We start from the raw sequence: 22,151 nt of genomic DNA on the forward strand, positions 1-22,151 counted from the left end.
GGAACCCCGGCGCCCCGCTCGCACTCTTGAACGGACGAGAGGCTCTCACTCACGCAGGGCCCCGGCCCCGCGCGGGGCCCGAGATCCGAAACGAGAGCCCGATGAGCCTGACGGGGACCCCCTTCCTCCTCACCACGGTCGCGCTGGTCGTGGTGGCGCTCGTGCTGCCGCTCACGCTGTGGGGCAGGATCGGCGGCCCCAAGCTCGTACGGCACGCGGCGCGGCTGCTCATGCTGCTGTTCGCCCAGGTCACGGCCATAGCCATGGTCTTCGTGATGGTCAACAACGCCAACGGGCTCTTCGACAACTGGGACGACCTCCTCGGCACCGGCGACCACGTCCGGACCGCGGCCGACCTCGGCCCGGACGGCACCGGCGGCAAGAACCTCGACGCGGCCCCCAGGAACCCGCAGAAGTTCAAGCCCGCGTCCGACAGGCGGATGGGCCCGGGCGTGCAGGAGACCCAGTTCAAGGGCCGCATATCGGGTGTGGAGGGCGAGGTCTACGTCTGGCTGCCGCCGCAGTACGACGACCCCGCGTACAAGGACAGGAGGTTCCCCGTGGTCGAGGTCCTCCCGGGCTTCCCCGGCTCGGCGAAGGCCTGGTTCGGCACGCTGGAGGTCAACAGCCAGCTCAAGCCGATGATGGAGAAGGGCGAGGTCGAGCCCTTCATCATCGTGGCCCCGCGCACCACGCTCCTCGGCGACGTGGACACCGGCTGCGCCAACATCACCGGCAAGGTCAACGCCGACACCTGGCTCAGCGTCGACGTCCGCAAGATGGTCACGGACACCTTCCGCGCGCAGGAGAAGCCCGAGGGATGGGCCGTCGCGGGCTACTCGGCGGGCGCGCACTGCGCCGCCAAGCTGGCCGTCGCCCACCCCGACCGCTACCGCGCCGGCGTCAGCCTCTCCGGCTACAACGACCCCGCCGGCGAGCCCTCCTCGCTGACGGCGAAGACGCCCGAGCTGCGCGACGAGAACAACGTCCTGAAGATGCTCCAGCGGGCCAAGACCCCGCCGCACGTGGCGCTGTTCGTCTCCGGCGCGGAGGGCGACGGCTACCAGGGCGGCGTGGCGCTCAAGCAGGCGGCCAAGCCGCCGACGACGGTGCACGTGACCAAGGTCCCCGCGGGCGCGGGCGGCCACGGCACGGCCGTGTGGAAGCGGCAGGTCCCCGACGTCTTCCGCTGGCTCTCGCAGCAGATCAAGCCGTAGCCCGGCAGGGACCGGCGGGGTTCGGCCGGGATCCGGCCGGGCTGCCCGCCGCGCCTTGATCAGGTGAGCGTGGTGTCGCCCCGGGCCTCGAAGATCTTGCGCAGCCCCGAGGCGATCTGCTCGCACTCCTCGGGGGTCAGGACGGACAGGATCTCGTCGTAGTCCCGCAGGTGGGCGACCATGGCCTCGTCGATCAGCGCCTTGCCGCGCCCGGTGAGGCGGATCCGTACCGAGCGCCGGTCGGCGCGGTCGCGGATCCGCTCGACCAGACCCTTGTCCTCCAGGCGGTCCAGGCGGTTCGTGATGGCGCCCGGGGACACCATGGCCGCCTTCGCGAAGGCGCCGGCGCTGAGCGTGTAGGGCGCGCCCGAGCGGCGCAGCGTGGACAGCACGTCGAACTCGCCCACGTTCACGCCGAATTCGTCGCTGATCCTCTTGTAGTGCTGGTCGTACACGAGCTGCATGCGCTGCATGCGTCCCAGCACCTCCACGGACCGCAGGCCGTCCGCCAGCTCGGGCCGCTCCTTGCGCCACTGCTCGATGACCAGGTCCACCGCATCGGTCACGCCGCCACACCCTCTCTCGATTTTTTTCAACCTTAAAAGACTTGACGTTGAACGAGCAAGCGTGGTGTTATTTCAACGTCAAAAGATCTTGCGTTGAAGGAACTCAGGAGCAGCGATGACGACCGCAGACCACGGAACCCTGAAGCTCTCGTACTCCGACGGCCGGCCGGCCACCACCGGCGTCGAGGCGGTCAACCGCGTACTGCGCACGGTGGGCGTGCGGGTCAGCCGGGTTCCCGTTCCCGCGGAGGCCCGCCCGCTCGTGGAGGCGTCGAAGGAGCGGGCGCTCTCGGAAGAGGAAGGCGCGGAGCTGCTTGAGCTGTTCAGCATGCACCGGGGGCAGCTGGTGGAGCAGATCGAGCTGGCCGGCCGCCGCCCGGAGGCCCACCGGGGCGGGTTCCTGAACACCTCCGAGATCGGCGTTCCCCCGTACCCGAAGGTGTACGACATGAGGACGATGGACGCCGACGCCCTGCACGCCGTCCAGGCGCGCTTCGGCAGGCTCCACGTGAACAGCTCCGACCACGGAGTCGGCGTCGACGAGGTGATGACGGTCGTCTCCGGAGGCCCGTGGACCTGGTTCTACCTGCTGCCCGACGGCGTGGTCGCGAAGCTGTCGGTGGGCGCGGTCGGGACCGGCGATCCGGCCTGGCGCGTGAGCTACCCCGGCCTGGGCCCCCACGGCGCCTACCTCGACGCCGGGCACGGCCTGATCGTGGCCCACGTCCACGGCCCCGAGAAGTTCGTCATGCGTTACGAGGAGCCGAGCGTGGACGGCGCACAGGTGCTGGGCACGAACCCGTGGATCGACTTCAGCGGCGACGCCCCGCGGCTGCTCGACGAAGTGACCGCGCACTGACCAGCGCCCACGGTGAACGCCTCGTGCCCACCCTCTGATCCGCCCCGCACCCGCAGACACACCAACCGGCAGGAAGAGACATGCCCACCACCACTGTGGCGGCCGCCCCGCGCACGCCCTCCCCCTCGCCTTCCTCTTCGTCTTCCTCTTCGTCTTCCTCTTCGCCCTCCCCTTCCGCCGTCGCCGGATCCGCGCGTCGCGTCCCCGTCCTGTGGCTGGCGCTGCTCGCCACACCGGTCGCCGCCGCCAACAACGCGACCGTCCTGATCCTCGACGACATGGGCCGCGCACTCGGTATCAGCACCGCCGGCGCATCGTGGCTGGTCACCGTCTTCGCGCTGGCACTGGCGATCGCGACGCCGCTGATCGCGACGCTGGTGCGCCGGCGCGGCACGCGCACCGCGCTGTGGCTGAGCGCTGCCTTCGTCGCCGCCGGGACCGCGGTGGTGGCCACCTCGCCCTGGCTGCCGCTCACCCTCGCCGGACGGGCCGGCCAGGCCGCGGGCGGCGCGGGCATGGTGGCCATCGCCATGAACCTGGCCGGCACCGCCCGCCGCATGGGCGTGATCAGCGCCGGGTCCGGGATCCTCGGCGCGGTGGGTCCGCTGCTCGGCGAGCGCCTCACCGACGGCCTCTCCTGGCGCGCCGCCCTGTCCGTCGTGCTGGTCACCCTCCTGGCCGTCCCGGCGGTCAGCCGCCACACCACCCGGGTCCCGGCCGCCGAGGGCCGCTTCGACGCCCGGGGCGCGGTGCTGCTGGCGGTCCTGTCCAGCAGCCTCGTCCTGCTGCCGTCGAACCCGCTGCCCGCCCTCGCCGCGGCGGCTGTCGCCGGCGTCCTGCTGGCCCTGCACATACGCCGCCGCCCGGACGGCTACGTCCCGGCAGCCGCCCTGCGCTCCCGGCTCTTCCGCGGTTCGGTCCTGATGGCCCTCGCCCTGTCCGCGTCGTACTTCACGCTGCTGTTCGCGATCCCGCGGCTGATCGCCGACCGGGCCGGCTGGTCGACCGGCTCGGTGGCCACGGGCCAGATGGCCGCCATGATCACCGGATCTCTGCTCACCCTCGGCTTCGCGGCCGTCGCCGCGCGCCTGGGGCGGACCAGGGTGCGGGCGATCCTGCTCGTGGTGGGAACGCTCGCCGCAACGGCGGCGGTCTTCGCCCACAGCGCGGTCATCCTGTTCTTCGCGATCGGCTTCGCCGTCTTCAGCGCCACCGGCGTCAACGCCACCCAGTCCATGGTCGCGGCCTCCGCCGTCCCCGACTCCCAGCGCCCCACCGGCATCGGCCTCTTCCAGCTCTCCTACCTCATGGGCGGAGCCCTCGGCCCGGCGCTCGCCACCCTGCTGGTCCTCGGCTAGCACCTGAGTGAAAGCGGGTGTTGCGTCCGGGGTTCGTCCCTTTGGACACCACAAGTCGGACACCACAAGATCGCCTGTGGACACCACAAGAGCGCCGCAGGGTCACACCGGCCCCGCGGCGCTCACACCGGTCGCGACGCCCCCGCGAAGGGCATCTCGTCGACCGGGGCGATCCGGACCGGCGCACCCGGGTGCGGAGCGTGGATCATCCGCCCGCCGCCGATGTAGAGCCCGACGTGGCTGATGCCCGAGTAGAAGAACACCAGGTCGCCGGGGGCGAGAGCGCTCCGGGAGATCCGCCGGCCCGCGTTGATCTGCGTGTACGTGGTGCGCGGCAGCGAGACGCCCGCCGCCTGCCAGGCGGCCTTGGTGAGCCCGGAGCAGTCGAAGGCGGCGGGGCCGGTCGCCCCCCACACATAGGGCTTGCCGAGTGCGGAGTACGCGAAGGCGACGGCCCGGGCGGCCCGCTCGGTGGGGGCCTGCACGCCGCCGTGCGGTGCGGCCGCGCGGTCGGCCGCGGCCGTGACGGCGCCCGCGGCCCCGGCGGCATCCCCGCGCTCGACGGCGGCGCGCTCCTCCTCCGGCAGCTCCGCCAGCACCCGCCGGGCCTCCGCGAGCTTGCCCTCGACGGTCCGCTTGTGGCGGGCGAGGCCGGCCTGCTCCTGCTTGAGCTCCGCGAGGCGGGCGTCGGCGGCCGTGCGGACCTGCCGGATCTCCCGCACCTCGCGCTCGTAACGGCTGACGGCCACCGCCTGCCGGCTGCCCGCCTGGTGGGCCAGGGAAGCCCGCTCCAGGTACTGGCCGGGGGAGGAGGAGAGCATCAGCTGCACGCTCGGGGGCATCCCGCCCTCGCGGTACTGGGCGGTGGCGTAGGAGCCCAGGGCGTTGCGGGCGGCGTTGAGGCGCTCGGTCCTGCGGGCGGCCCGGTCCTGCAGCTCTTCGAGGGCGGCCTCCGCCCGGTCGGCCTTCTCCTTGGCGCCGTTGTACCGCTCGGTGGCCTCCTCGGCCTCCCGGTAGTACCGGTCGACCTGGGTTCTGAGCTGGGCCGTCGACGGCGGGGGAGCGGCCTGCGCGGTGCCGTCGAGGAGCGTGGCGGTGGCGGCGCCCGCGAGGGCGAGACCGGCCGCGGTCCGTACGGTGCCGCTGGTGAGCGGGTGCTGCCTGGGCTTGCGGTGCGCTGCTGCCACGCCGGCCGTCACTTCCTTCCAGACCTGCTGTTCCTGCCCGGTCCGCCGGCCCTGTGGCCGCGCCGGACGGTGTCCGGCGGCGGTCCGTCGCGAGGGGGGAGCGCGCGGACCGCCGCCGTCTGGGCCAGGACGCTATTCCGCAGGGTCACGCTCCAGAACACAGATGACCGGTAGTGGATGAAATCGATCGGCGCGCTTTGGCGGGTGATCATGTGGACCCCGCCCCTGCGGATGGATATATGCCGCCCGTGACCGAAGTGGCGATTGCGCCCCACCTGCCTGCCCGTGGGTGATATGGCCCCCGCTAGGGTCGGCCTCATGGACGTACTCATTCACGCCGTCGTCGGCCTGCACATCGTCGGCATCGGCGCGCTGCTCGGCGGCTTCATGACCCAGATGAAGGCCATGGGCAGGGGCGAGGCGCGGATGGTGCCCGCCATGCTGCACGGCGCGCTGACCATGCTCGTCACGGGCGTGGCGCTGGTGGGCCTCAACCAGGCGCAGGACCACACCCTGAACATGGTCAAGATCGGCACGAAGCTCGCGCTGCTCGTCGTGATCCTCGGCCTGGTCTACGTCAAGCGCGACGACGAGAAGGTCCCGGCCCCGGTGTTCGGCGCGGTGGGCGCGCTGACCGTGGTGAACATCTTCATCGCGGTGATGTGGGTCTGACCTCCGCCGCGATGCCGCGATGCCGCGATGCCGCGATGCCGCGATGCCGCGATGCCGCGATGCCGCGATGCCGCGATGCCGCGATGCCGCGATGCCGTGAAGCGGGGCTGCGGCCGGTGCCGCGGTGCGGCGCCGGCCGCGCCCGCGCTGTGGGGGTGACCACTGTCGCCGGGAATCGGGGCCCGGCTGTCAGTGGGGCGGCCTAGACTCGGGAGGCGATGAGCAGCCTCTTTGACGACAGCTTCCTGGCGGACCTCGGCCCCGCGGACGAGGAGCACCCCCCTCCCCCGGAGGACGCGGCCCCGGAGCCGGTGCCGGACGACCTCTTCCAGGGCGCCTTCGACGTGCCCGTCCCCCGCGAGGCCTACTACCGCGACGGCGCCCACCGGCCCGCCGTGGACCCCGCCGCCCTGCTCGACGGGATGAACGAGCAGCAGCGCGCCGCGGTGGTGCACACGGGCTCCCCGCTGCTCATCGTCGCCGGCGCCGGCTCGGGCAAGACGCGCGTGCTCACCCACCGCATCGCCCACCTGCTGGGCGCCCGGCACGTGCACCCCGGCCAGATCCTCGCGATCACCTTCACCAACAAGGCCGCGGGCGAGATGAAGGAGCGCGTCGAGCAGCTCGTCGGCCCCCGGGCCCACGCCATGTGGGTGATGACGTTCCACAGCGCGTGCGTGCGGATCCTGCGCCGGGAGAGCAAGAAGCTCGGCTTCACCTCCTCCTTCTCGATCTACGACGCGGCCGACTCCAAGCGGCTCATGGCGCTCGTCTGCCGGGACCTCGACCTGGACCCGAAGAAGTTCCCGCCGAAGTCCTTCAGCGCGAAGATCTCCAACCTGAAGAACGAGCTCATCGACGAGGAGGCCTTCGCGGCGCAGGCCGCGGACGGCTTCGAGAAGACCCTCGCCGAGGCGTACGTGATGTACCAGTCGCGGCTGCGCGAGGCCAACGCCCTCGACTTCGACGACATCATCATGACCACGGTGCACCTGCTCCAGGCCTTCCCCGACGTGGCCGAGCACTACCGCCGCCGCTTCCGGCACGTCCTGGTCGACGAGTACCAGGACACCAACCACGCGCAGTACACCCTCGTGCGCGAGCTCGTCGGCACCGCGGGCGACGCCACCACGCCCGCCGAGGGCCCGGCCGAGCTGTGCGTCGTCGGTGACGCCGACCAGTCGATCTACGCCTTCCGCGGCGCCACGATCCGCAACATCCTCCAGTTCGAGGAGGACTACCCCGACGCCACGACGATCCTGCTGGAGCAGAACTACCGCTCCACGCAGACGATCCTCAACGCCGCCAACGCGGTCATCGAGCGCAACGAGAGCCGCCGCCCGAAGAACCTGTGGACCGAGGCCGGCGCCGGCCCGGCCATCACCGGCTACGTCGCCGACACCGAGCACGACGAGGCCCAGTTCGTGGCCGACGAGATCGACCGCCTCACCGACGCCGGCGACGCCAAGGCCGGGGACGTGGCCGTCTTCTACCGGACCAACGCCCAGTCCCGTGTCTTCGAAGAGATCTTCATCCGCGTCGGCCTGCCCTACAAGGTCGTCGGCGGCGTGCGCTTCTACGAGCGCAAGGAGGTCCGCGACGTCCTGGCCTACCTGCGCGTCCTCGCCAACCCCGAGGACACCGTCCCGCTGCGGCGCATCCTCAACGTGCCCAAGCGCGGCATCGGCGACCGCGCCGAGGCCATGATCGACGCCCTGTCGCTGCGCGAGAAGATCAGCTTCTCGCAGGCGCTGCGCCGCGTCGACGAGGCCTACGGCATGGCCGCCCGCTCGGCGAACGCGGTCAAGCGCTTCAACGTCCTCATGGAGGAGCTGCGCACGATCGCCGAGTCGGGCGCCGGCCCCGCCACCGTCCTGGAAGCGGTCCTGGAGCGCACGGGCTATCTCGCCGAGCTCCAGGCCTCCACCGACCCCCAGGACGAGACCCGCGTGGAGAACCTGCAGGAGCTCGCGGCCGTGGCCCTGGAGTTCGAGCAGGAGCGCGAGGAGGGGGAGCCCGGCACGCTGGCCGAGTTCCTGGAGAAGGTGGCCCTCGTCGCCGACTCCGACCAGATCCCCGACGAGGACGCGGAGGGCACCGGCGTCATCACGCTGATGACCTTGCACACCGCGAAGGGCCTGGAGTTCCCCGTGGTCTTCCTCACCGGCATGGAGGACGGCGTCTTCCCGCACATGCGCGCCCTCGGCCAGACCAAGGAGCTGGAGGAGGAGCGCCGCCTCGCCTATGTGGGCATCACCCGCGCCCGGGAGCGGCTGTTCCTGACGCGCGCGAGCATGCGCAGCGCGTGGGGCCAGCCCTCGTACAACCCGCCGTCGCGGTTCCTCGAGGAGATCCCCGATCAGTACGTGCAGTGGCGGCGCACCGGCCCCGCGAAGCCGTCGGCGTCGGTGAACTCGATCGGCTCGGGCGGCGGCGCGGGGTCCGGGATCACGTCGGGCTTCACGTCGCGCAAGGCCGGCCCGTCCGGCTTCGCCACGCGCCGGGCCAAGGACCGGCCCGTGGTGGCCCTCGCCGTCGGCGACCGGGTCACGCACGACTCGTTCGGGCTGGGCACCGTCGTCGGGGTCAAGGGCAGCGGCGACAACGCCGAGGCCACGGTGGACTTCGGCGAGGAGAAGCCGAAGCGGCTGCTCCTGCGCTACGCGCCGGTCGAGAAGCTCTAGCCGTTCCGGTGGATCCGCACGGGGGATGAGCCCCGGTGCGGACCCGCCGGTGTGCCGTCGCCGACCGCTAGGTCGGACCGCTAGGTCGGGTCGTAGCCGTGGGCGCGCAGCCACGGCAGCGGGTCCACGGCGGAGCCGCCCGGCCGGACCTCGAAGTGCAGGTGCGGCCCGGTGGAGTTGCCGGAGTTGCCGGAGTAGGCGATGACGTCGCCGGCCTTGACCTGGCCGGAGCGGAGCTTGGTGCTGCTGAGGTGGCAGTACCAGGTCTCGACGCCGTCGGGCGACGTCACTATGGCCATGTTCCCGTAGGCCACGTTGTACTGCGTGCGGACCGTGCCGTCCGTGGCGGCCATGACCGGGGTGCCGTAGCTGACGGGGAAGTCGATGCCCGTGTGCACGGACATCCAGTTGACGCCCGCCTGTCCGTACATCGCGCTGAGCCCGTGCTGCGCGACGGGGAGGGAGAACTTCGGGCGCTCGGCCTCCTTGCGGGCCGCCTCCTCCGCTTTACGTTTCTTCTCCGCTTCCTGGCGCGCCTTGAGGTCGATGCGCTCCTGGGTGCGGTTGGCGCGGTTCGCGAAGTCGTCGGCGCCGTGGCTGAGGCTCGCGAGCTGGGTGTCCAGCTTGCTGTTGGCGACGGAGGGTGCGGGCGCGCTGTCGGGGGCGGACGCCGCCTGGACCTCCTTCTTGTCGTCGCTCTGCCCGCCGGAGACGGTCGCGGCGGCGATCCCGGCGACCCCTATGACGGCGACCGACGGCACGGCGACGGTCAGCAGCGCCTTGCGGCGCGGCCGGTAGCCGGTGCGGGCGGGCGCGCTCTTGCGGCGGCTGCTGCGGGTGGGGGTGTCGCGGGGAGTGTCCCGGGGGGCGTCGTCCGGGCCGGCTTCGTCGAGGTCCGGGGGGACGAACAGCATGGCCTGCGTCTCGGCGTTCGCGACGGCGCCGGCGGGGGAGGCCTTGACCTCGTCGGCCGGCTGCCCGTCCGCTTCGTTGCTCGCGGGCACGGAGTCCACGGGCGCCATGCCGGAGAGGCCGGCCATGGTGGAGAGGTCGGTCATGAGGGTCGGGGCGTGCTCCGGCTCGCCCTGCGTGCCGTCGACGGCGGCGAAGGCACCGGCGTCCCAGATCTGGGTCTGTCCGGCGCCCGCCTCCCACTGGCCGGCCCCGGTCTCCCACTGGCCCGACTGCCCGGAGGCTCCGGAGGTGTCCCACTGCCCGGACGTGTCCCTCCCCCGGGCTTCGTCCGGGAGGTGCCCCCAGCCCGGGGCGTCCGCCGCTTGGCCGGAGCCGTCCCACGAGGTGAACTGCCCGGTCCCCGTGGTGTCCCAGCCCTGTGCCGCGGCCTGGTCGGGGGCGGGCGCCTGGGCCTGGTCGGGGAACCCGGTCCGGCCCGTCAGCTCCCAGTGGCCGGAGGTGTCGTAGGTGCCGTTCGCCCCCCAGGCGCCCGGCGTCATGGCGCTCGTGTCCCACTGCCCGGTGGCGGGGGTCGTGATGCCGGCGGAGGTGTCCCAGTGCCCGGTGGCGTCGGCCTGCCCGGCGTCGTAGGCGCTGAAGTCCCAGATCTGGGTCTGGCCGGTGACTCCGCCCCACTGACTGGTGCTGGCCCACTGGCCCGTGGTCTCCCACTGACCGCTGTCGTAGCCGTCGTACCCGGTGTAGTTGTGCGGTGCGCTCTGCTGACCGTACGACGCGTACTGCCCGTAGGAGCCATCCTGAGCGGGGTCGGACGGGCCGGGGCCCGCCGCCGGGTGACGGTCGTTCACCACCACTTCTCTTTCGCCGAGGGAGGAGAATTAGCGGCGACTGTACCCGGCGGTATGGGACGGCGACAATCTTCGTCACGTTTCGGGCGGCAGGGGCCCGGGCATTTAGCCGCCTTTTGGTGGACTGAACCCCGGAAAACCGATTTGACGTTCGACCCGCGTTCGGTTTCGGGGCCTCCGGGAGCCCCCGCGGAACGCCGGTGGATCAGGCGACCGACGCCGCCCCCGACGCGTCGTCCTGCGCCTCTTCCGTGGTCAGGGCCTGTCGTATGCCGGCGGCCACCTCCCAGTGCACCGGCAGGGCGAGGTGCCCCACGCCCGTCACCCGGACATTGCGCGCGCTCAGATCCGGGTGGTCGATGCGGGCGCATTCCACAGGCACCATCAATTGGTCCAGGTCACTCCAGAAACCGATGAATTGCGTCGCGCAATCCGGTGCGGGGCCCGTGAGTTCGGCGACGACGTCCGATCCCGGGCGCATCTGGCGCACCAGGGGATGTGCGGGCAGCAGCGAGGCCGCGCGGGTGCCGCCGTGCGGCGTGCCGAGCGTGACCAGGGTCCTGACGCGGACGTCGCCGCCCATCCGCTGGACGTAGTAGCGCGCGATCAGGCCGCCGAGGCTGTGTCCCACCACGTCGACCCGCCGCTGCCCCGTACGGGCGCAGATGTCCTCGATGTGGCGGCCCAGCAGGCGGGCGGCCGTGCGGATGTCGCAGGTCAGGAGCGAGTAGTTGAGCGCCTCGACCTGCTGCCAGCCGTGCCGGCGCAGAGATCTGCGCAGCAGGACGAAGACCGAGCGGTTGTCGATGAAGCCGTGGAGGAGCAGAACAGGAAGATGACCTTCTTGTCCGCTTTCGACGGATTCATGCAGTCCGGGTGTGTCGGGCGTGTCGCCGGCGGCCGGAAGCGCGGGCAGCGCCCGCCGGGGCGGCGGGCGCTCCTGGACGACACCGGTCGGGTAGAGCAGCAGATGGCCGGTGAGAATCGCCAGCTCCAGCACCGTGGACCGGACGAGCGCGGTCGACGGGCGCAGCAAGGCGGCAAGGATGCTGATGAAGGGCAGGGTCCTCATGGCCGACCTCCCGAACGGCACCCGGGAAGCGCGGCTGCAGTCCCCCGTGTGCGCCCACGGGCAGCTGCGCGCGACCGGCCGCACCGCTGTGCCGTGCGGCTGTCGGCACAGTGGTGCGGCGGCCTCGTCGCGGCTCCCCTCGCGTCCGCCCGGAGACTCGCCACCCCGGCGACGCGGGTGACTGGGCGACCCGTAAGACGCGGAAGCGCGCGGACGGTGCGTAGCGACGTGTTGTCCCACGTGTGATTTCCCCCTCGCTCCGCACCGCGAAACGGCCGCGTGCGGGATGCTGGAGATAACGTTCGTTCACATCCCTGGGCGCCGGTTACCGGCAGTCGTACATGGAGGCAGTGATGGGAGTGACCGGTCCGATCCGCGTGGTGGTGGCCAAGCCCGGGCTCGACGGCCATGACCGCGGCGCGAAGGTCATCGCACGGGCGCTGCGCGACGCCGGCATGGAGGTCATCTACACGGGCCTGCACCAGACGCCCGAGCAGATCGTGGACACCGCCATCCAGGAGGACGCCGACGCGATCGGCCTCTCCATCCTCTCCGGCGCCCACAACACCCTGTTCGCCAAGGTCCTGGAACTGCTGCGCGAGCGCGACGCGGAGGACATCAAGGTCTTCGGCGGCGGGATCATCCCCGAGGCGGACATCGCGCCGCTGAAGGAGCAGGGCGTCGCCGCGATCTTCACCCCTGGGGCCACCACGGCCTCCATCGTGGAGTGGGTCAACGCGAACGTCCGCCAGCCGACCGAGGCCTGACGGAGCCGGCGGGTCACCCCGCCCGCCCTGCCAGCTCCGCCCGCATCGTGGCCCGCAGCCGCAGCGTGCCCACGAGACGCTGGAACGCCTCCGCCCAGTACGCGGCGGCCCCGGCGCGCCCGGGGGCGTCCGCGGCCGGCTCCTCCGGCAGCAGGGTCAGCGCCTCCAGCCGGTCGGCCTGCGCCGGGTCCAGGCAGCGCTCGGCCAGGCCCATCACGCCGCTGAAGCTCCACGGATAGCCGCCCGCGTCGCGGGCGGCGTCCAGGGCGTCCACGATCGACCGGCCCAGCGGCTCCGCCCACGGCACCGCGCACACCCCGAGCAGCCGGAACGCGTCCGACAGCCCGTGCGCCGAGACGAACTCCGCCACCCACGCCGCCCGCTCGTCCCGCGGCAGCGCCGACAGCAGCTTCGCCGGATCCCTCCACGAGGTGCCCTCGGCCGCGGGCGGGGCCGACGCGGGGCCCAGCAGCGCCCGCGCCCACTCCGCGTCCCGCTGCCGGACCGCGGCCCGGCACCAGGCGGCGTGCAGCTCCGGCTGCCAGCCGTCCGCGACCGGCAGCGCCACGATCCCCGCCGGGCTCCGGCCGCCGAACCGCTCGGACCAGGCCGCCAGCGGAGCCGCCTCCACGATCTGGGCCAGCCACCACGAGCGCTCGCCGCGCCCGGACGGCGGCTTCACGACGACGCCGTCGCGCTGCATGCCCTTGTCGCACTCGTGCGGCGCCTCCACCGCGATCCGCGGGCCCTCGCCCTCTCCCGTGCGGTCCAGGGAGACGCAGCTGCGGGCCCGCTCTGCCATGCGGGCCGCGAGCGCCGAGCCGGGCAGCGCCGACAGCAGCTCCGCCGCGGTGGCCCGGACGTTGCGGCTCCGGTCGGACAGGGCCCGCTCCAGGAACGGCTCGTCCTGCGCGGACAGCCCCTCGCGCAGCGCGTCCAGGAACATCAGACGGTCCTCCGCCCGCTCCGTCGCCCACGAGCCGGCGAGCAGCTCGCGGGCGGCCGCGGGGTCCCGCAGCCGTACGGAGGCGAGGAGCGCGGCGCGCTCGGCGAACAGCCCCTCCTCCCAGATGCCGGTGTCGGTGCCCGTGCCCGTGCCCGTGGCTGTGCCCGCGTCCGCGCCCGCGGTGGGGCCGGGCCTCAAGGCGTACTTCCACTGCGGGTTGAGCGCCGCCAGCCACCGGGCGCGGGGCCCGCCGAACGCGAGCGCCTCCTGCCGCAGATCGCTGCGGGACCTGGCCGCGTCCAGGAGGGCGGGCAGGAGGGCGGGAGGCGCCTGATAGCCGTGCCCGTTGGCCGCGGCCAGCCACTGGGGGAGCAGCTCCGTCAGATCCGGGGCGGCGCCCCGGCGCCCGCCGCTGCCGCCGCCGCTGCGGTCCGCGAGCAGCAGGGCGAGCCGCCGCCGGGCCGCCGGAGGCAACGGCGGCCGGGCGTCCGCCGGCGCCGGCGCGGGCCGGGCGAGCGCCGCCGCGGGCACCGCCCCGGCGCGCCGCCGCACGGTATCCACCGCGGCGGCGTCCAGCAGCGCCACGGCCGCGTCCTGCCCGTCCCGCACCTCCACGGGCGGCACACGCCGCCCGGTCCCGAGCAGAGCGGAGGTGACGAGCTCGTCCCAAGTACGGTTCATGCGCGGCCTTTCCTGACGGGTGGGGCGGTGCCGGTCCGCAGGGGCGGGTTCGGCACCGCCGATGGGGTTGTGGGGTGGTTGCTCGCCGCTGCTGCGGGGCGAGATGCGGACGGGGTGACCGGGCTGGAAGCCCGGACCTTCCTTCCGCCGCGATGGTGATCAGCCCCCGTCGTGGTGTCCGGCGGTGCCGGGCTGCCTGAAGTGGGCTCGGCACCGCCGATGGGGTTGTGGGTGGTTGCTCGCCGTTGCGGCGGGGTGGGGAAGCCGGCCGAGGCTTGGCCGGGTGGCCGGGTGGCCGGGTGGCCGGGTGGTTGGGGGCTTGGGCTGGCGGCCCGGGGCTTTCTTTCCGCCGCGATGGTGATCAGCCCCCGTCGTGGTGTCCGGCGGTGCCGGTCTGCCTGAGGTGGGCTCGGCACCGCTGGTGGGGTTGTGGGTGGTTGCTCGCCGTTGCGGCGGGGTGGGGAAGCCGGCCGAGGCTTGGCCGGGTGGCCGGGTGGCCGGGGTTTCGGGTCGGCGGGCCGGGCCCTGCTTCCGCCGCGATGGTGATCAGCCCCCGTCGTGGTGTCCGGCGGTGCCGGGCTGTCTGAGGACGGTTCGGCGCCGCCGGTGTGGGTGCTCGCCGCGCGGCCTGTCCTGGTGTGTGGGTCGGTGGTCGTCAGAGGGCGAGCGGGTCCGGGGTCCACGTGGCCAGAGGGGATACGCCCCTGTGGCCGTATTCGGCGAAGACTTTGATCGGGGCTCCGCCCGATATCGAGGCCAGCTGCCACAGGGCCGTGCTGTCGTGGATCCGGGGATCCACGGGCAGGGCGGCCGAACCGCCCTCGGCGTCGGCCAGTTGCCAGTGGCCGTCCGGGGCCTGGACCGGGACCACGCCGTCGAGGACGACCGGCCACGCCTCCAGCCAGGGATCGTCGCGCAGGGCCTCCCCGTACGCGGAGAGGGCCGCTTCCACGCCGCCCCCCGGCGGCGGACCCGCACCCTCCGCGGGCGGGGCGTGACGTGTACCCAGCGCGGCACGGAGCGGGTGCGCCGCCGGGTAGTACACGAGGTCCGCGTCCAGGGACAGGCCCACGGGCAGGGACAGTTCCGGCGCCCGGCCGGCCGCTCCGTAGGAGAGGAGCAGGGCCATCCGGCCCGAGTCCCGGCCGTGGAGCCAGATCCGGCGGGTGACCAGGCGCCCGTCGTCACCGTCCCGCTGCGCCAGCACCAGCCAGTGGTCGCGCACCGGCGCCCCGGACGCGAGCAGCGCCGCGGCGTCCGCGGTCAGGCCGACCCGCGACCGGACCGTCGCGGCCAAGGGCTCCGGCAGCTCCTCCAGGCGCAGCCACCCCTGGTTGAGGGTGTGCAGCAGGGCGCACTCCTCCAGCAGCCGGCCCGCCCAGTCGGCGCCCGAGCCCGGCAAGGCCGCCAACTCCCGTACGCGCGCGGCGAGACCGGGCGCCTGGGCGTCGACCATCCGGGCCGCCGTCTCGTCCCACTGCCCGTACCCCGCGCCCTCCGCGGACGCCAGCCCCCCGCGCAGCAGGTCGGCGAGCCGCTGCTCCAACTCCGTGGCGCCCGCGCCGATCCGCTCCGCCCGGCGCTCCCCGCGCCGCCGGGAGGCCTCTTCGTCCGCGGGCGCCGCGGGCCCCGCCGCGGCCGGGCCCGCGGCGGCCTTCCCGGCCCGCTTCCGGCGCCGCTCCAGCCACTGCTCCGCCCACTCCGGCGGAGCGTCGGCGACCGGCACCGCCGCCTCACCGGAAGCCCACAGCAGCAGCAGGCCCAGCGCGTGCTTGCACGGGAACTTGCGGCTCGGACAGGAGCAGTTGAACCCCGGCCCGCCCTCCCCGGACAGGTCCACCACCGTGCGGTACGGCTTGCTGCCGCTGCCGGAGCACTCCCCCCAGACCACGCCCCCGCCCCCCTCCGGGCGCGCCCCCGCGCCCGACCACGGACCGGGCGCCGCGAGCTTGCTTCCTGCCTTGCGTGATGCGGCGTCAGGCGCCAGCGAGAGCACCGTTTCCGCCGTCCATCGATCCCCCTGCGGATTCATGCCCCAAACGCTAGGACCACCCACTGACAATGGCCCTGACCTGCGGTTTCGGTAGGTCCCGGCCCATTGTCAGTGGGGTGGTGCAAGGTGGTTCGCACATCCCGGATCCGCACTCCTAGGGGGACTTGTGACCGCGCCCGGAACCGAAGCCGCAGTCGGAGCCGCACCCGAAGCCGCACCCGAATCCGCGACCGCCTCCCAGGCCCTGCGCCCGCACGCGGAGCACGCCTTCGCCGATGAGCTCAAGGCCCTCGCCGCCGCGGACGACCGGCCCCGCCCCGAGCGCTGGAAGCTCTCGCCGTGGGCCGTCGCCACCTACCTGCTCGGCGGCACCCTGCCCGGCGGCACCGTGATCACGCCCAAGTACGTGGGCCCGCGCCGCGTCGTCGAGGTGGCCGTCACCACGCTCGCCACCGACCGCGCCCTGCTCCTGCTCGGCGTCCCCGGCACCGCCAAGACCTGGGTCTCCGAGCACCTGGCAGCCGCCGTCAGCGGCGACTCCACCCTGCTCGTCCAGGGCACGGCCGGCACCCCGGAGGAGGCCATCCGCTACGGGTGGGACTACGCCCGGCTCCTCGCCCACGGGCCCAGCCGCGAGGCGCTCGTGCCCGGCCCCGTCATGCGGGCCATGGCCCGGGGCATGACCGCCCGCGTCGAGGAGCTCACCCGCATCCCCGCCGACGTCCAGGACACCCTGATCACCATCCTCTCCGAGAAGACCCTGCCCGTCCCCGAGCTGGGCGAGGAGGTGCAGGCCGTCCGCGGCTTCAACCTGATCGCCACCGCCAACGACCGCGACCGCGGCGTCAACGACCTCTCCAGCGCCCTGCGCCGCCGCTTCAACACCGTCGTCCTGCCCCTGCCCGCCACCCCCGAGGACGAGGTCGACATCGTCTCCCGGCGCGTCGACCAGATCGGCCGCTCCCTCGACCTGCCGTCCGTGCCCGACGGCACCGACGAGATCCGGCGCGTCGTCACGGTCTTCCGCGAGCTGCGCGACGGCGTCACCACCGACGGCCGCACCAAGGTCAAGTCGCCCTCGGGCACGCTCTCCACGGCCGAGGCGATCTCCGTGGTCACCGGCGGCCTCGCCCTCGCCGCCCACTTCGGCGACGGCGTGCTGCGCGCGGGCGACGTGGCCGCCGGCATCCTCGGCGCGGTCGTCCGCGACCCGGCCGCCGACCGCCTCGTCTGGCAGGAGTACCTGGAGACGGTCGTCCGCGAGCGCGACGGCTGGAAGGACTTCTACCGCGCCTGCCGGGAGGTCTCGGCGTGAGCGGCACCGGCCCCGCCCTGCTGGGCATCCGCCACCACGGCCCCGGCTCCGCGCGGGCGGTACGGGCGGCCCTGGAGCAGTGCCGGCCCGCGGCCGTCCTCATCGAGGGGCCGCCCGAGGCCGATGCGGTCGTCTCCCTCGCGGCCGACGAGGGCATGCGCCCGCCCGTCGCCCTGCTGGCCCACGCGGTGGACGACCCGGGCCGTGCCGCGTTCTGGCCGCTCGCCGAGTTCTCCCCGGAGTGGGTGGCGATCCGCTGGGCCCTGGCGCACGGGGTGCCCGTACGGTTCATCGACCTGCCGGCGGCGCACTCGCTCGCACTGGGCGACGAGGAAGGGCCCCGGCCCGCGCCGGACCCCGCGGTCGCGGTCCCGGAGCCGACCGCCGGGCGGCAGCCGGCAGCCCCGCACGCCGCCCCCCGTCTCGATCCCCTCGCCGCGCTCGCCGCCGCCGCGGGCTACGACGACCCCGAAGTGTGGTGGGAGGACGCCGTCGAGCACCGCCGCGGCCGGGACGGCGCCGACGCCCTCGCTCCCTTCGCCGCGCTCGCCGACGCCATGGCCGAACTGCGGTCCGCGTTCGGCGACGGCGGCGATGACGACGGTGACGGCGACGGGTCCGGCGGCGCGCGGGACCTCGTCCGCGAAGCGCACATGCGGCTCCGGATCCGCGACGCCCGGCGGGAGTTCGGCGACGGGATCGCCGTCGTCTGCGGCGCCTGGCACGTGCCGGCCCTCGCCGAGCGGCGGACCGTCACCGCCGACCGGCAGGCCCTCAAGGGCCTGCCGAAGGTCAAGACCGCGATCGGCTGGGTCCCCTGGACCCACCGGCGCCTCTCCCGTCACAGCGGCTACGGCGCCGGCATCGACTCGCCCGGCTGGTACGGCCACCTCTTCCACGCCGCGGACCGCCCGCTCGAACGCTGGATGACGAAGGCCGCCCGGCTGCTGCGGGAGGAGGACTTCCCCGTCTCCTCCGCCCACGTCATCGAAGCCGTCCGCCTGGCCGGCTCCCTCGCCGCCCTGCGCGGCCGCCCGCTCGCCGGGCTCACCGAGACCACCGACGCCGTCAGGGCCGTGATGTGCGACGGCTCCGACGTGCCCCTCGCCCTCGTACGGGACCGCCTCGTCATCGGGGACGTCCTCGGCGAGGTGCCCGACTCGGCCCCCGCCACGCCCCTGCAGCGCGACCTCTCCCGCCTCCAGCGCAGCCTGCGCCTCAAGCCCGAACCGGACGCCCGCGAGGTCGAGTTCGACCTGCGCAAGGACACCGACGCCGCGCGCAGCCGGCTGCTGCACCGCCTGCGGCTCCTCGGCGTCGGCTGGGGCGAGCCCGTCCGCTCCCGCGCGGGGACCGGCACCTTCCGCGAGACCTGGCGGCTGAGCTGGGAGCCCGAGCTGGCCGTACGGGTCGCCGAGGCCTCGGCCTGGGGCACCACCGTGCTTGCCGCGGCCACCGCGAAAGCAGAGGCCCGGGCCGTCGGCTCCACCGCCCTCGCCGACGTCACGGCCCTCGCCGAGCACTGCCTGCTGGCGGAGCTCCCCGACGCCCTCCCGGTCGTGATGCGCGTCCTGGCCGACCGCGCCGCCCTCGACGCGGACGTCGCCCACCTGGCCGAGGCCCTGCCGGCCCTCGTCCGCTCCGTGCGCTACGGCGACGTCCGCCACACGGACACCGCCGCCCTGGGCGCCGTGGCCGCGGGCCTCGCCGAGCGCATCTTCGTCGGCCTCCCGGCGGCGTGCGCCGGCCTCGACGCGGACGCCGCGGAGGCCATGCGGGGCCATGTGGACGCGGTCCACCGGGCCGTGGCCCTGCTCGCCCCGGAAACCGGCGCGCCCCCGGACCTGCGCCACCGCTGGTCCGGTGTGCTCGGCGTGCTCGCCGGGCGGGAAGGGCTGCCCGGGGGCATCCGGGGGCGGGCCGCGCGGCTGCTGCTCGACGACGGGCTGCTGCCCGACGGGCGGGCCGCCCGGCTCATGGGGCTCGCCCTGTCCGCCGGCACCGAACCGGCCCGGGCAGCCGCCTGGATCGAGGGGTTCCTCGGCAGCGGCGGCTCCGGCGGCATGCTCCTCGTCCACGACGAGCGCCTGCTCTCCCTCGTGGACGACTGGCTCACCGGTGTGCCCCCGGGCGCCTTCACCGACGTCCTGCCCCTCCTCCGGCGCACCTTCTCCGCCTACGACCCCGGCGTGCGCCGCTCCCTCGGTGAGCTCGTCCGCCACGGCGGACCGGCCGGCGGCAGCGGCACCCGCCGCGGGGCCCGGCCCGCCGCCGCGCCCCTGGACCCGGCACGGGCGGACGCCGTGCTGCCCACCCTGCACCTCCTCCTCGGCCTCCCCGATCCCTCCTCTCCCTCCTCTCCCTCTTCTTCCTCTTCTCCCTCCGGCCCCGCAGTCCCCACCACCCCAGGAGCCGCACGATGACCGCACCCAGCAGCGCCACCGACGGCGACGAGCGCCTGCGCCGCTGGCGCCTCGTCCTCGGCGGCGACGGCTCCGCGGACGGCACCGGCCGCGCCCTCTCCGGCACCGACGCCGCCATGGACCGCACCCTCGAAGCGCTCTACGGCGGCTCCGGCACCCCGGGCGCCCAGGGCGGCGGCTCCCGCGAGGCCGGCCTCGGCGGCTCCGCGCCGCGCGTCGCCCGCTGGCTGGGGGACATCCGCACGTACTTCCCCGCGTCCGTCGTTCAGGTGATGCAGCGCGACGCCGTCGACCGGCTCGGCCTCTCCTCGCTGCTCCTGGAGCCGGAGATGCTGGAGGCGGTCGAGGCCGACGTCCACCTCGTCGGCACGCTGCTCTCCCTCCACAAGGCGATGCCCGAGACCACGAAGGAGACCGCCCGCGCCGTGGTCCGCAAGGTCGTCGAGGACCTGGAGCGGCGCCTGGCCGGCCGCACGCGCGCCACCCTCACCGGCGCCCTCGACCGCTCCGCCCGCATCAACCGCCCCCGCCACCGCGACATCGACTGGGACCGCACCATCCGGGCGAACCTCAAGAACTACCTGCCCGAGTACCGCACGGTCGTCCCCGAACGGCTGGTCGGCTACGGCCGGGCGGCGCGGGCGGTGAAGAAGGACGTCATCCTCTGCATCGACCAGTCCGGCTCCATGGCGGCGTCCGTCGTCTACGCCTCCGTCTTCGGCGCCGTCCTGGCCTCGATGCGCACCCTCGACACCCGTCTCGTCGTCTTCGACACCTCCGTCGTCGACCTCACCGACCAGCTGACCGACCCGGTCGACGTGCTCTTCGGCACCCAGCTCGGCGGCGGCACCGACATCAACCGCGCGCTCGCCTACTGCCAGTCGCGGATCACCCGCCCGGCGGAAACCGTCGTGGTCCTCATCAGTGATCTCTACGAGGGCGGGATCCGCGAGGGGATGCTCAAACGGGTGGCGGCCATGAAGGCCTCCGGCGTGCAGTTCGTGACGCTGCTCGCGCTCTCCGACGAGGGGGCCCCGGCCTACGACCGCGAGCACGCCGCGGCCCTGGCCGCCCTCGGCGCACCGGCCTTCGCCTGCACTCCGGACCTCTTCCCGGAGGTGATGGCCGCCGCCCTGGAGAAGCGCCCGCTGCCCGTCCCCGACCCGGCCGCGTGACGGGCCGCCGCGCCCGTCCCGCGGGCCGGACGCGTACGGATGCCGTTGCGATCTGTGAGCGTAATCACGGCCGTAGTGTGACCTCTGATTTAGGGCCTCCCCGCCAGCGGGGATAACCTGCGAGACGGACATGCCGCGTCAACGGTGAACGTGTGCCGCCCTCGCCCGTGCTATCCCGGGGCGCAACCCCCGGACTTCTGCGGAGATCGCGCTCTCACGCCGCCCAGCGGCACGCCCGCGCAGACAACGAACCGCGATATCCATGGAAAAGGGACGGACGCGCGTGGACCTGTTCGAGTACCAGGCGAGGGACCTCTTCGCCAAGCACGGTGTACCGGTGCTGGCCGGTGAAGTCATTGACACGCCTGAGGCGGCCCGCGAGGCGACCGAGCGGCTGGGCGGCAAGTCGGTCGTCAAGGCCCAGGTCAAGGTCGGCGGCCGTGGCAAGGCCGGCGGCGTGAAGCTCGCCGCCACCCCGGACGAGGCCGTCGCCCGCGCGACGGACATCCTCGGCATGGACATCAAGGGCCACACGGTCCACAAGGTGATGATCGCCGAGACCGCTCCGGAGATCCTCGAGGAGTACTACGTCTCGTACCTCCTCGACCGCACCAACCGCACCTTCCTGGCCATGGCCTCGGTCGCGGGCGGCATGGACATCGAGGAGGTCGCCGCGACGACCCCCGAGAAGCTCGCCAAGGTGCCGGTCGACGCCAACGAGGGCGTCACCATCGAGAAGGCCCGCGAGATCGTCGCCCAGGCGAAGTTCCCGGCCGAGGTCGCCGAGAAGGTCGCCGAGGTCATGGTGACCCTGTGGAAGACCTTCGTCGCCGAGGACGCGCTCCTCGTCGAGGTCAACCCGCTGGCCAAGGTCGCGAACGGCGACGTCATCGCCCTCGACGGCAAGGTGTCCCTGGACGCCAACGCCGAGTTCCGCCAGCCGGAGCACGAGGCGCTCGAGGACAAGGCCGCGGCCAACCCCCTCGAGGCGGCCGCCAAGGCCAAGGGCCTGAACTACGTCAAGCTCGACGGCCAGGTCGGCATCATCGGCAACGGCGCGGGTCTCGTCATGAGCACCCTCGACGTCGTCGCCTACGCCGGTGAGAACCACGGCGGCGTCAAGCCCGCCAACTTCCTCGACATCGGCGGCGGCGCCTCGGCCGAGGTCATGGCCAACGGTCTCGAGATCATCCTCGGCGACCCGGACGTCAAGTCCGTCTTCGTCAACGTCTTCGGTGGCATCACCGCGTGCGACGAGGTCGCCAAGGGCATCGTCCAGGCCCTGGAGCTCCTCAAGAGCAAGGGCGAGGACGTCTCCAAGCCGCTGGTCGTGCGCCTCGACGGCAACAACGCGGAGCTGGGTCGCAAGATCCTGTCCGACGCCAACCACCCGCTGGTGCAGCGCGTGGACACCATGGACGGCGCGGCCGACAAGGCCGCCGAGCTGGCTGCGGCTAAGTAAGGGACGAGGAC

16 protein-coding genes are annotated in these 22,151 nt (G+C 73.6%); 10 read left to right on the plus strand and 6 right to left on the minus strand.

Translation table 11 applies throughout. The annotated features are described in order from the left end of the window. Positions 1 to 101: 101 nt before the first annotated feature. The gene (locus NQU55_RS05650) at positions 102 to 1,217 is read left to right on the plus strand and encodes an alpha/beta hydrolase (RefSeq protein ID WP_168091446.1); all 1,116 of its coding nucleotides are present in this window, start codon (positions 102 to 104) and stop codon (positions 1,215 to 1,217) included. A 59-nt stretch (positions 1,218 to 1,276) separates the two neighbouring features. On the opposite strand, the gene NQU55_RS05655 is transcribed toward NQU55_RS05650, so the two are convergent. Beyond that, the gene (locus tag NQU55_RS05655; protein ID WP_168091445.1) at positions 1,277 to 1,783 is read right to left on the minus strand and encodes a MarR family winged helix-turn-helix transcriptional regulator; all 507 of its coding nucleotides are present in this window, start codon (positions 1,781 to 1,783) and stop codon (positions 1,277 to 1,279) included. 115 nt (positions 1,784 to 1,898) lie between these two features. On the opposite strand from NQU55_RS05655, the gene NQU55_RS05660 reads away from it, so the two are divergent. After that, complete coding sequence (locus NQU55_RS05660) at positions 1,899 to 2,642, plus strand: hypothetical protein (RefSeq protein ID WP_168091444.1); 744 nt, start codon at positions 1,899 to 1,901, stop codon at positions 2,640 to 2,642. An 80-nt stretch (positions 2,643 to 2,722) separates the two neighbouring features. Continuing rightward, on the plus strand, positions 2,723 to 4,000 hold the full coding sequence (locus NQU55_RS05665) for an MFS transporter (protein WP_256789917.1): 1,278 nt from the start codon (positions 2,723 to 2,725) through the stop codon (positions 3,998 to 4,000). Positions 4,001 to 4,122: 122 nt separating this feature from the next. On the opposite strand, the gene NQU55_RS05670 is transcribed toward NQU55_RS05665, so the two are convergent. After that, positions 4,123 to 5,199 carry a C40 family peptidase gene (locus tag NQU55_RS05670; protein WP_168096619.1) on the minus strand — a complete coding sequence of 359 codons (1,077 nt, stop codon included), beginning with the start codon at positions 5,197 to 5,199 and terminating at the stop codon, positions 4,123 to 4,125. A 306-nt stretch (positions 5,200 to 5,505) separates the two neighbouring features. Between NQU55_RS05670 and NQU55_RS05675 the strand changes: the two genes are divergently transcribed. Together NQU55_RS05675 and pcrA are read left to right on the plus strand one after the other, a co-directional pair. Then, entirely contained in the window at positions 5,506 to 5,859 is a 354-nt protein-coding gene (locus tag NQU55_RS05675; RefSeq protein WP_168096620.1) for a hypothetical protein, read from the plus strand. Between the two features lie 218 nt (positions 5,860 to 6,077). Beyond that, positions 6,078 to 8,543 (plus strand): DNA helicase PcrA, encoded by a 2,466-nt coding sequence (gene pcrA, locus NQU55_RS05680; RefSeq protein ID WP_256789921.1) that lies wholly within the window; start codon positions 6,078 to 6,080, stop codon positions 8,541 to 8,543. 80 nt (positions 8,544 to 8,623) lie between these two features. On the opposite strand, the gene NQU55_RS05685 is transcribed toward pcrA, so the two are convergent. Together NQU55_RS05685 and NQU55_RS05690 are read right to left on the minus strand one after the other, a co-directional pair. Continuing rightward, positions 8,624 to 10,306 carry a M23 family metallopeptidase gene (locus tag NQU55_RS05685; RefSeq protein ID WP_256789923.1) on the minus strand — a complete coding sequence of 561 codons (1,683 nt, stop codon included), beginning with the start codon at positions 10,304 to 10,306 and terminating at the stop codon, positions 8,624 to 8,626. Between the two features lie 205 nt (positions 10,307 to 10,511). Beyond that, a complete protein-coding gene (locus tag NQU55_RS05690; protein WP_168094906.1) occupies positions 10,512 to 11,378 on the minus strand; it encodes an esterase/lipase family protein in 867 nt (288 codons plus the stop codon). Positions 11,379 to 11,731: 353 nt separating this feature from the next. Between NQU55_RS05690 and icmB the strand changes: the two genes are divergently transcribed. After that, complete coding sequence (gene icmB / locus NQU55_RS05695; RefSeq protein WP_058045874.1) at positions 11,732 to 12,145, plus strand: coenzyme B12-dependent isobutyryl CoA mutase small subunit; 414 nt, start codon at positions 11,732 to 11,734, stop codon at positions 12,143 to 12,145. Positions 12,146 to 12,158: 13 nt separating this feature from the next. On the opposite strand, the gene NQU55_RS05700 is transcribed toward icmB, so the two are convergent. Then, complete coding sequence (locus tag NQU55_RS05700) at positions 12,159 to 13,772, minus strand: DUF5691 domain-containing protein (protein ID WP_168094905.1); 1,614 nt, start codon at positions 13,770 to 13,772, stop codon at positions 12,159 to 12,161. 655 nt (positions 13,773 to 14,427) lie between these two features. Continuing rightward, positions 14,428 to 15,804 (minus strand): SWIM zinc finger family protein, encoded by a 1,377-nt coding sequence (locus NQU55_RS05705; RefSeq protein ID WP_168094904.1) that lies wholly within the window; start codon positions 15,802 to 15,804, stop codon positions 14,428 to 14,430. 127 nt (positions 15,805 to 15,931) lie between these two features. On the opposite strand from NQU55_RS05705, the gene NQU55_RS05710 reads away from it, so the two are divergent. From NQU55_RS05710 to sucC, 4 genes are all read left to right on the plus strand, one after another. Continuing rightward, positions 15,932 to 17,080, plus strand: coding sequence for an ATP-binding protein (locus tag NQU55_RS05710; RefSeq protein ID WP_168094903.1), 1,149 nt, complete (start codon positions 15,932 to 15,934; stop codon positions 17,078 to 17,080). Then, a complete protein-coding gene (locus NQU55_RS05715; RefSeq protein ID WP_256789925.1) occupies positions 17,077 to 19,503 on the plus strand; it encodes a DUF5682 family protein in 2,427 nt (808 codons plus the stop codon). Before NQU55_RS05710 ends, NQU55_RS05715 begins: the two co-directional genes overlap by 4 nt. Continuing rightward, positions 19,500 to 20,678, plus strand: coding sequence for a VWA domain-containing protein (locus NQU55_RS05720; RefSeq protein ID WP_168093866.1), 1,179 nt, complete (start codon positions 19,500 to 19,502; stop codon positions 20,676 to 20,678). Before NQU55_RS05715 ends, NQU55_RS05720 begins: the two co-directional genes overlap by 4 nt. 283 nt (positions 20,679 to 20,961) lie before the next feature. Further along, the gene (sucC, locus tag NQU55_RS05725) at positions 20,962 to 22,140 is read left to right on the plus strand and encodes an ADP-forming succinate--CoA ligase subunit beta (protein WP_168093865.1); all 1,179 of its coding nucleotides are present in this window, start codon (positions 20,962 to 20,964) and stop codon (positions 22,138 to 22,140) included. The last annotated feature ends 11 nt before the right edge of the window (positions 22,141 to 22,151 follow it).

The organism is Streptomyces telluris (assembly GCF_024519335.1).
GTDB classification, from domain to species: Bacteria; Actinomycetota; Actinomycetes; order Streptomycetales; family Streptomycetaceae; genus Streptomyces; species Streptomyces telluris.

Excerpts from the sequence above, each read along its gene's own strand:
- NQU55_RS05650 (WP_168091446.1), top strand. The coding sequence starts at position 102 with ATGAGCCTGACGGGGACCCCCTTCCTCCTCACCACGGTCGCGCTGGTC.
- NQU55_RS05660 (WP_168091444.1), top strand. The coding sequence starts at position 1,899 with ATGACGACCGCAGACCACGGAACCCTGAAGCTCTCGTACTCCGACGGC.
- NQU55_RS05665 (WP_256789917.1), top strand. The coding sequence starts at position 2,723 with ATGCCCACCACCACTGTGGCGGCCGCCCCGCGCACGCCCTCCCCCTCG.
- NQU55_RS05675 (WP_168096620.1), top strand. The coding sequence starts at position 5,506 with ATGGACGTACTCATTCACGCCGTCGTCGGCCTGCACATCGTCGGCATC.
- pcrA (WP_256789921.1), top strand. The coding sequence starts at position 6,078 with ATGAGCAGCCTCTTTGACGACAGCTTCCTGGCGGACCTCGGCCCCGCG.
- NQU55_RS05690 (WP_168094906.1), bottom strand. The coding sequence starts at position 11,378 with ATGAGGACCCTGCCCTTCATCAGCATCCTTGCCGCCTTGCTGCGCCCG.
- icmB (WP_058045874.1), top strand. The coding sequence starts at position 11,732 with ATGGGAGTGACCGGTCCGATCCGCGTGGTGGTGGCCAAGCCCGGGCTC.
- NQU55_RS05700 (WP_168094905.1), bottom strand. The coding sequence starts at position 13,772 with ATGAACCGTACTTGGGACGAGCTCGTCACCTCCGCTCTGCTCGGGACC.
- NQU55_RS05705 (WP_168094904.1), bottom strand. The coding sequence starts at position 15,804 with ATGAATCCGCAGGGGGATCGATGGACGGCGGAAACGGTGCTCTCGCTG.
- NQU55_RS05720 (WP_168093866.1), top strand. The coding sequence starts at position 19,500 with ATGACCGCACCCAGCAGCGCCACCGACGGCGACGAGCGCCTGCGCCGC.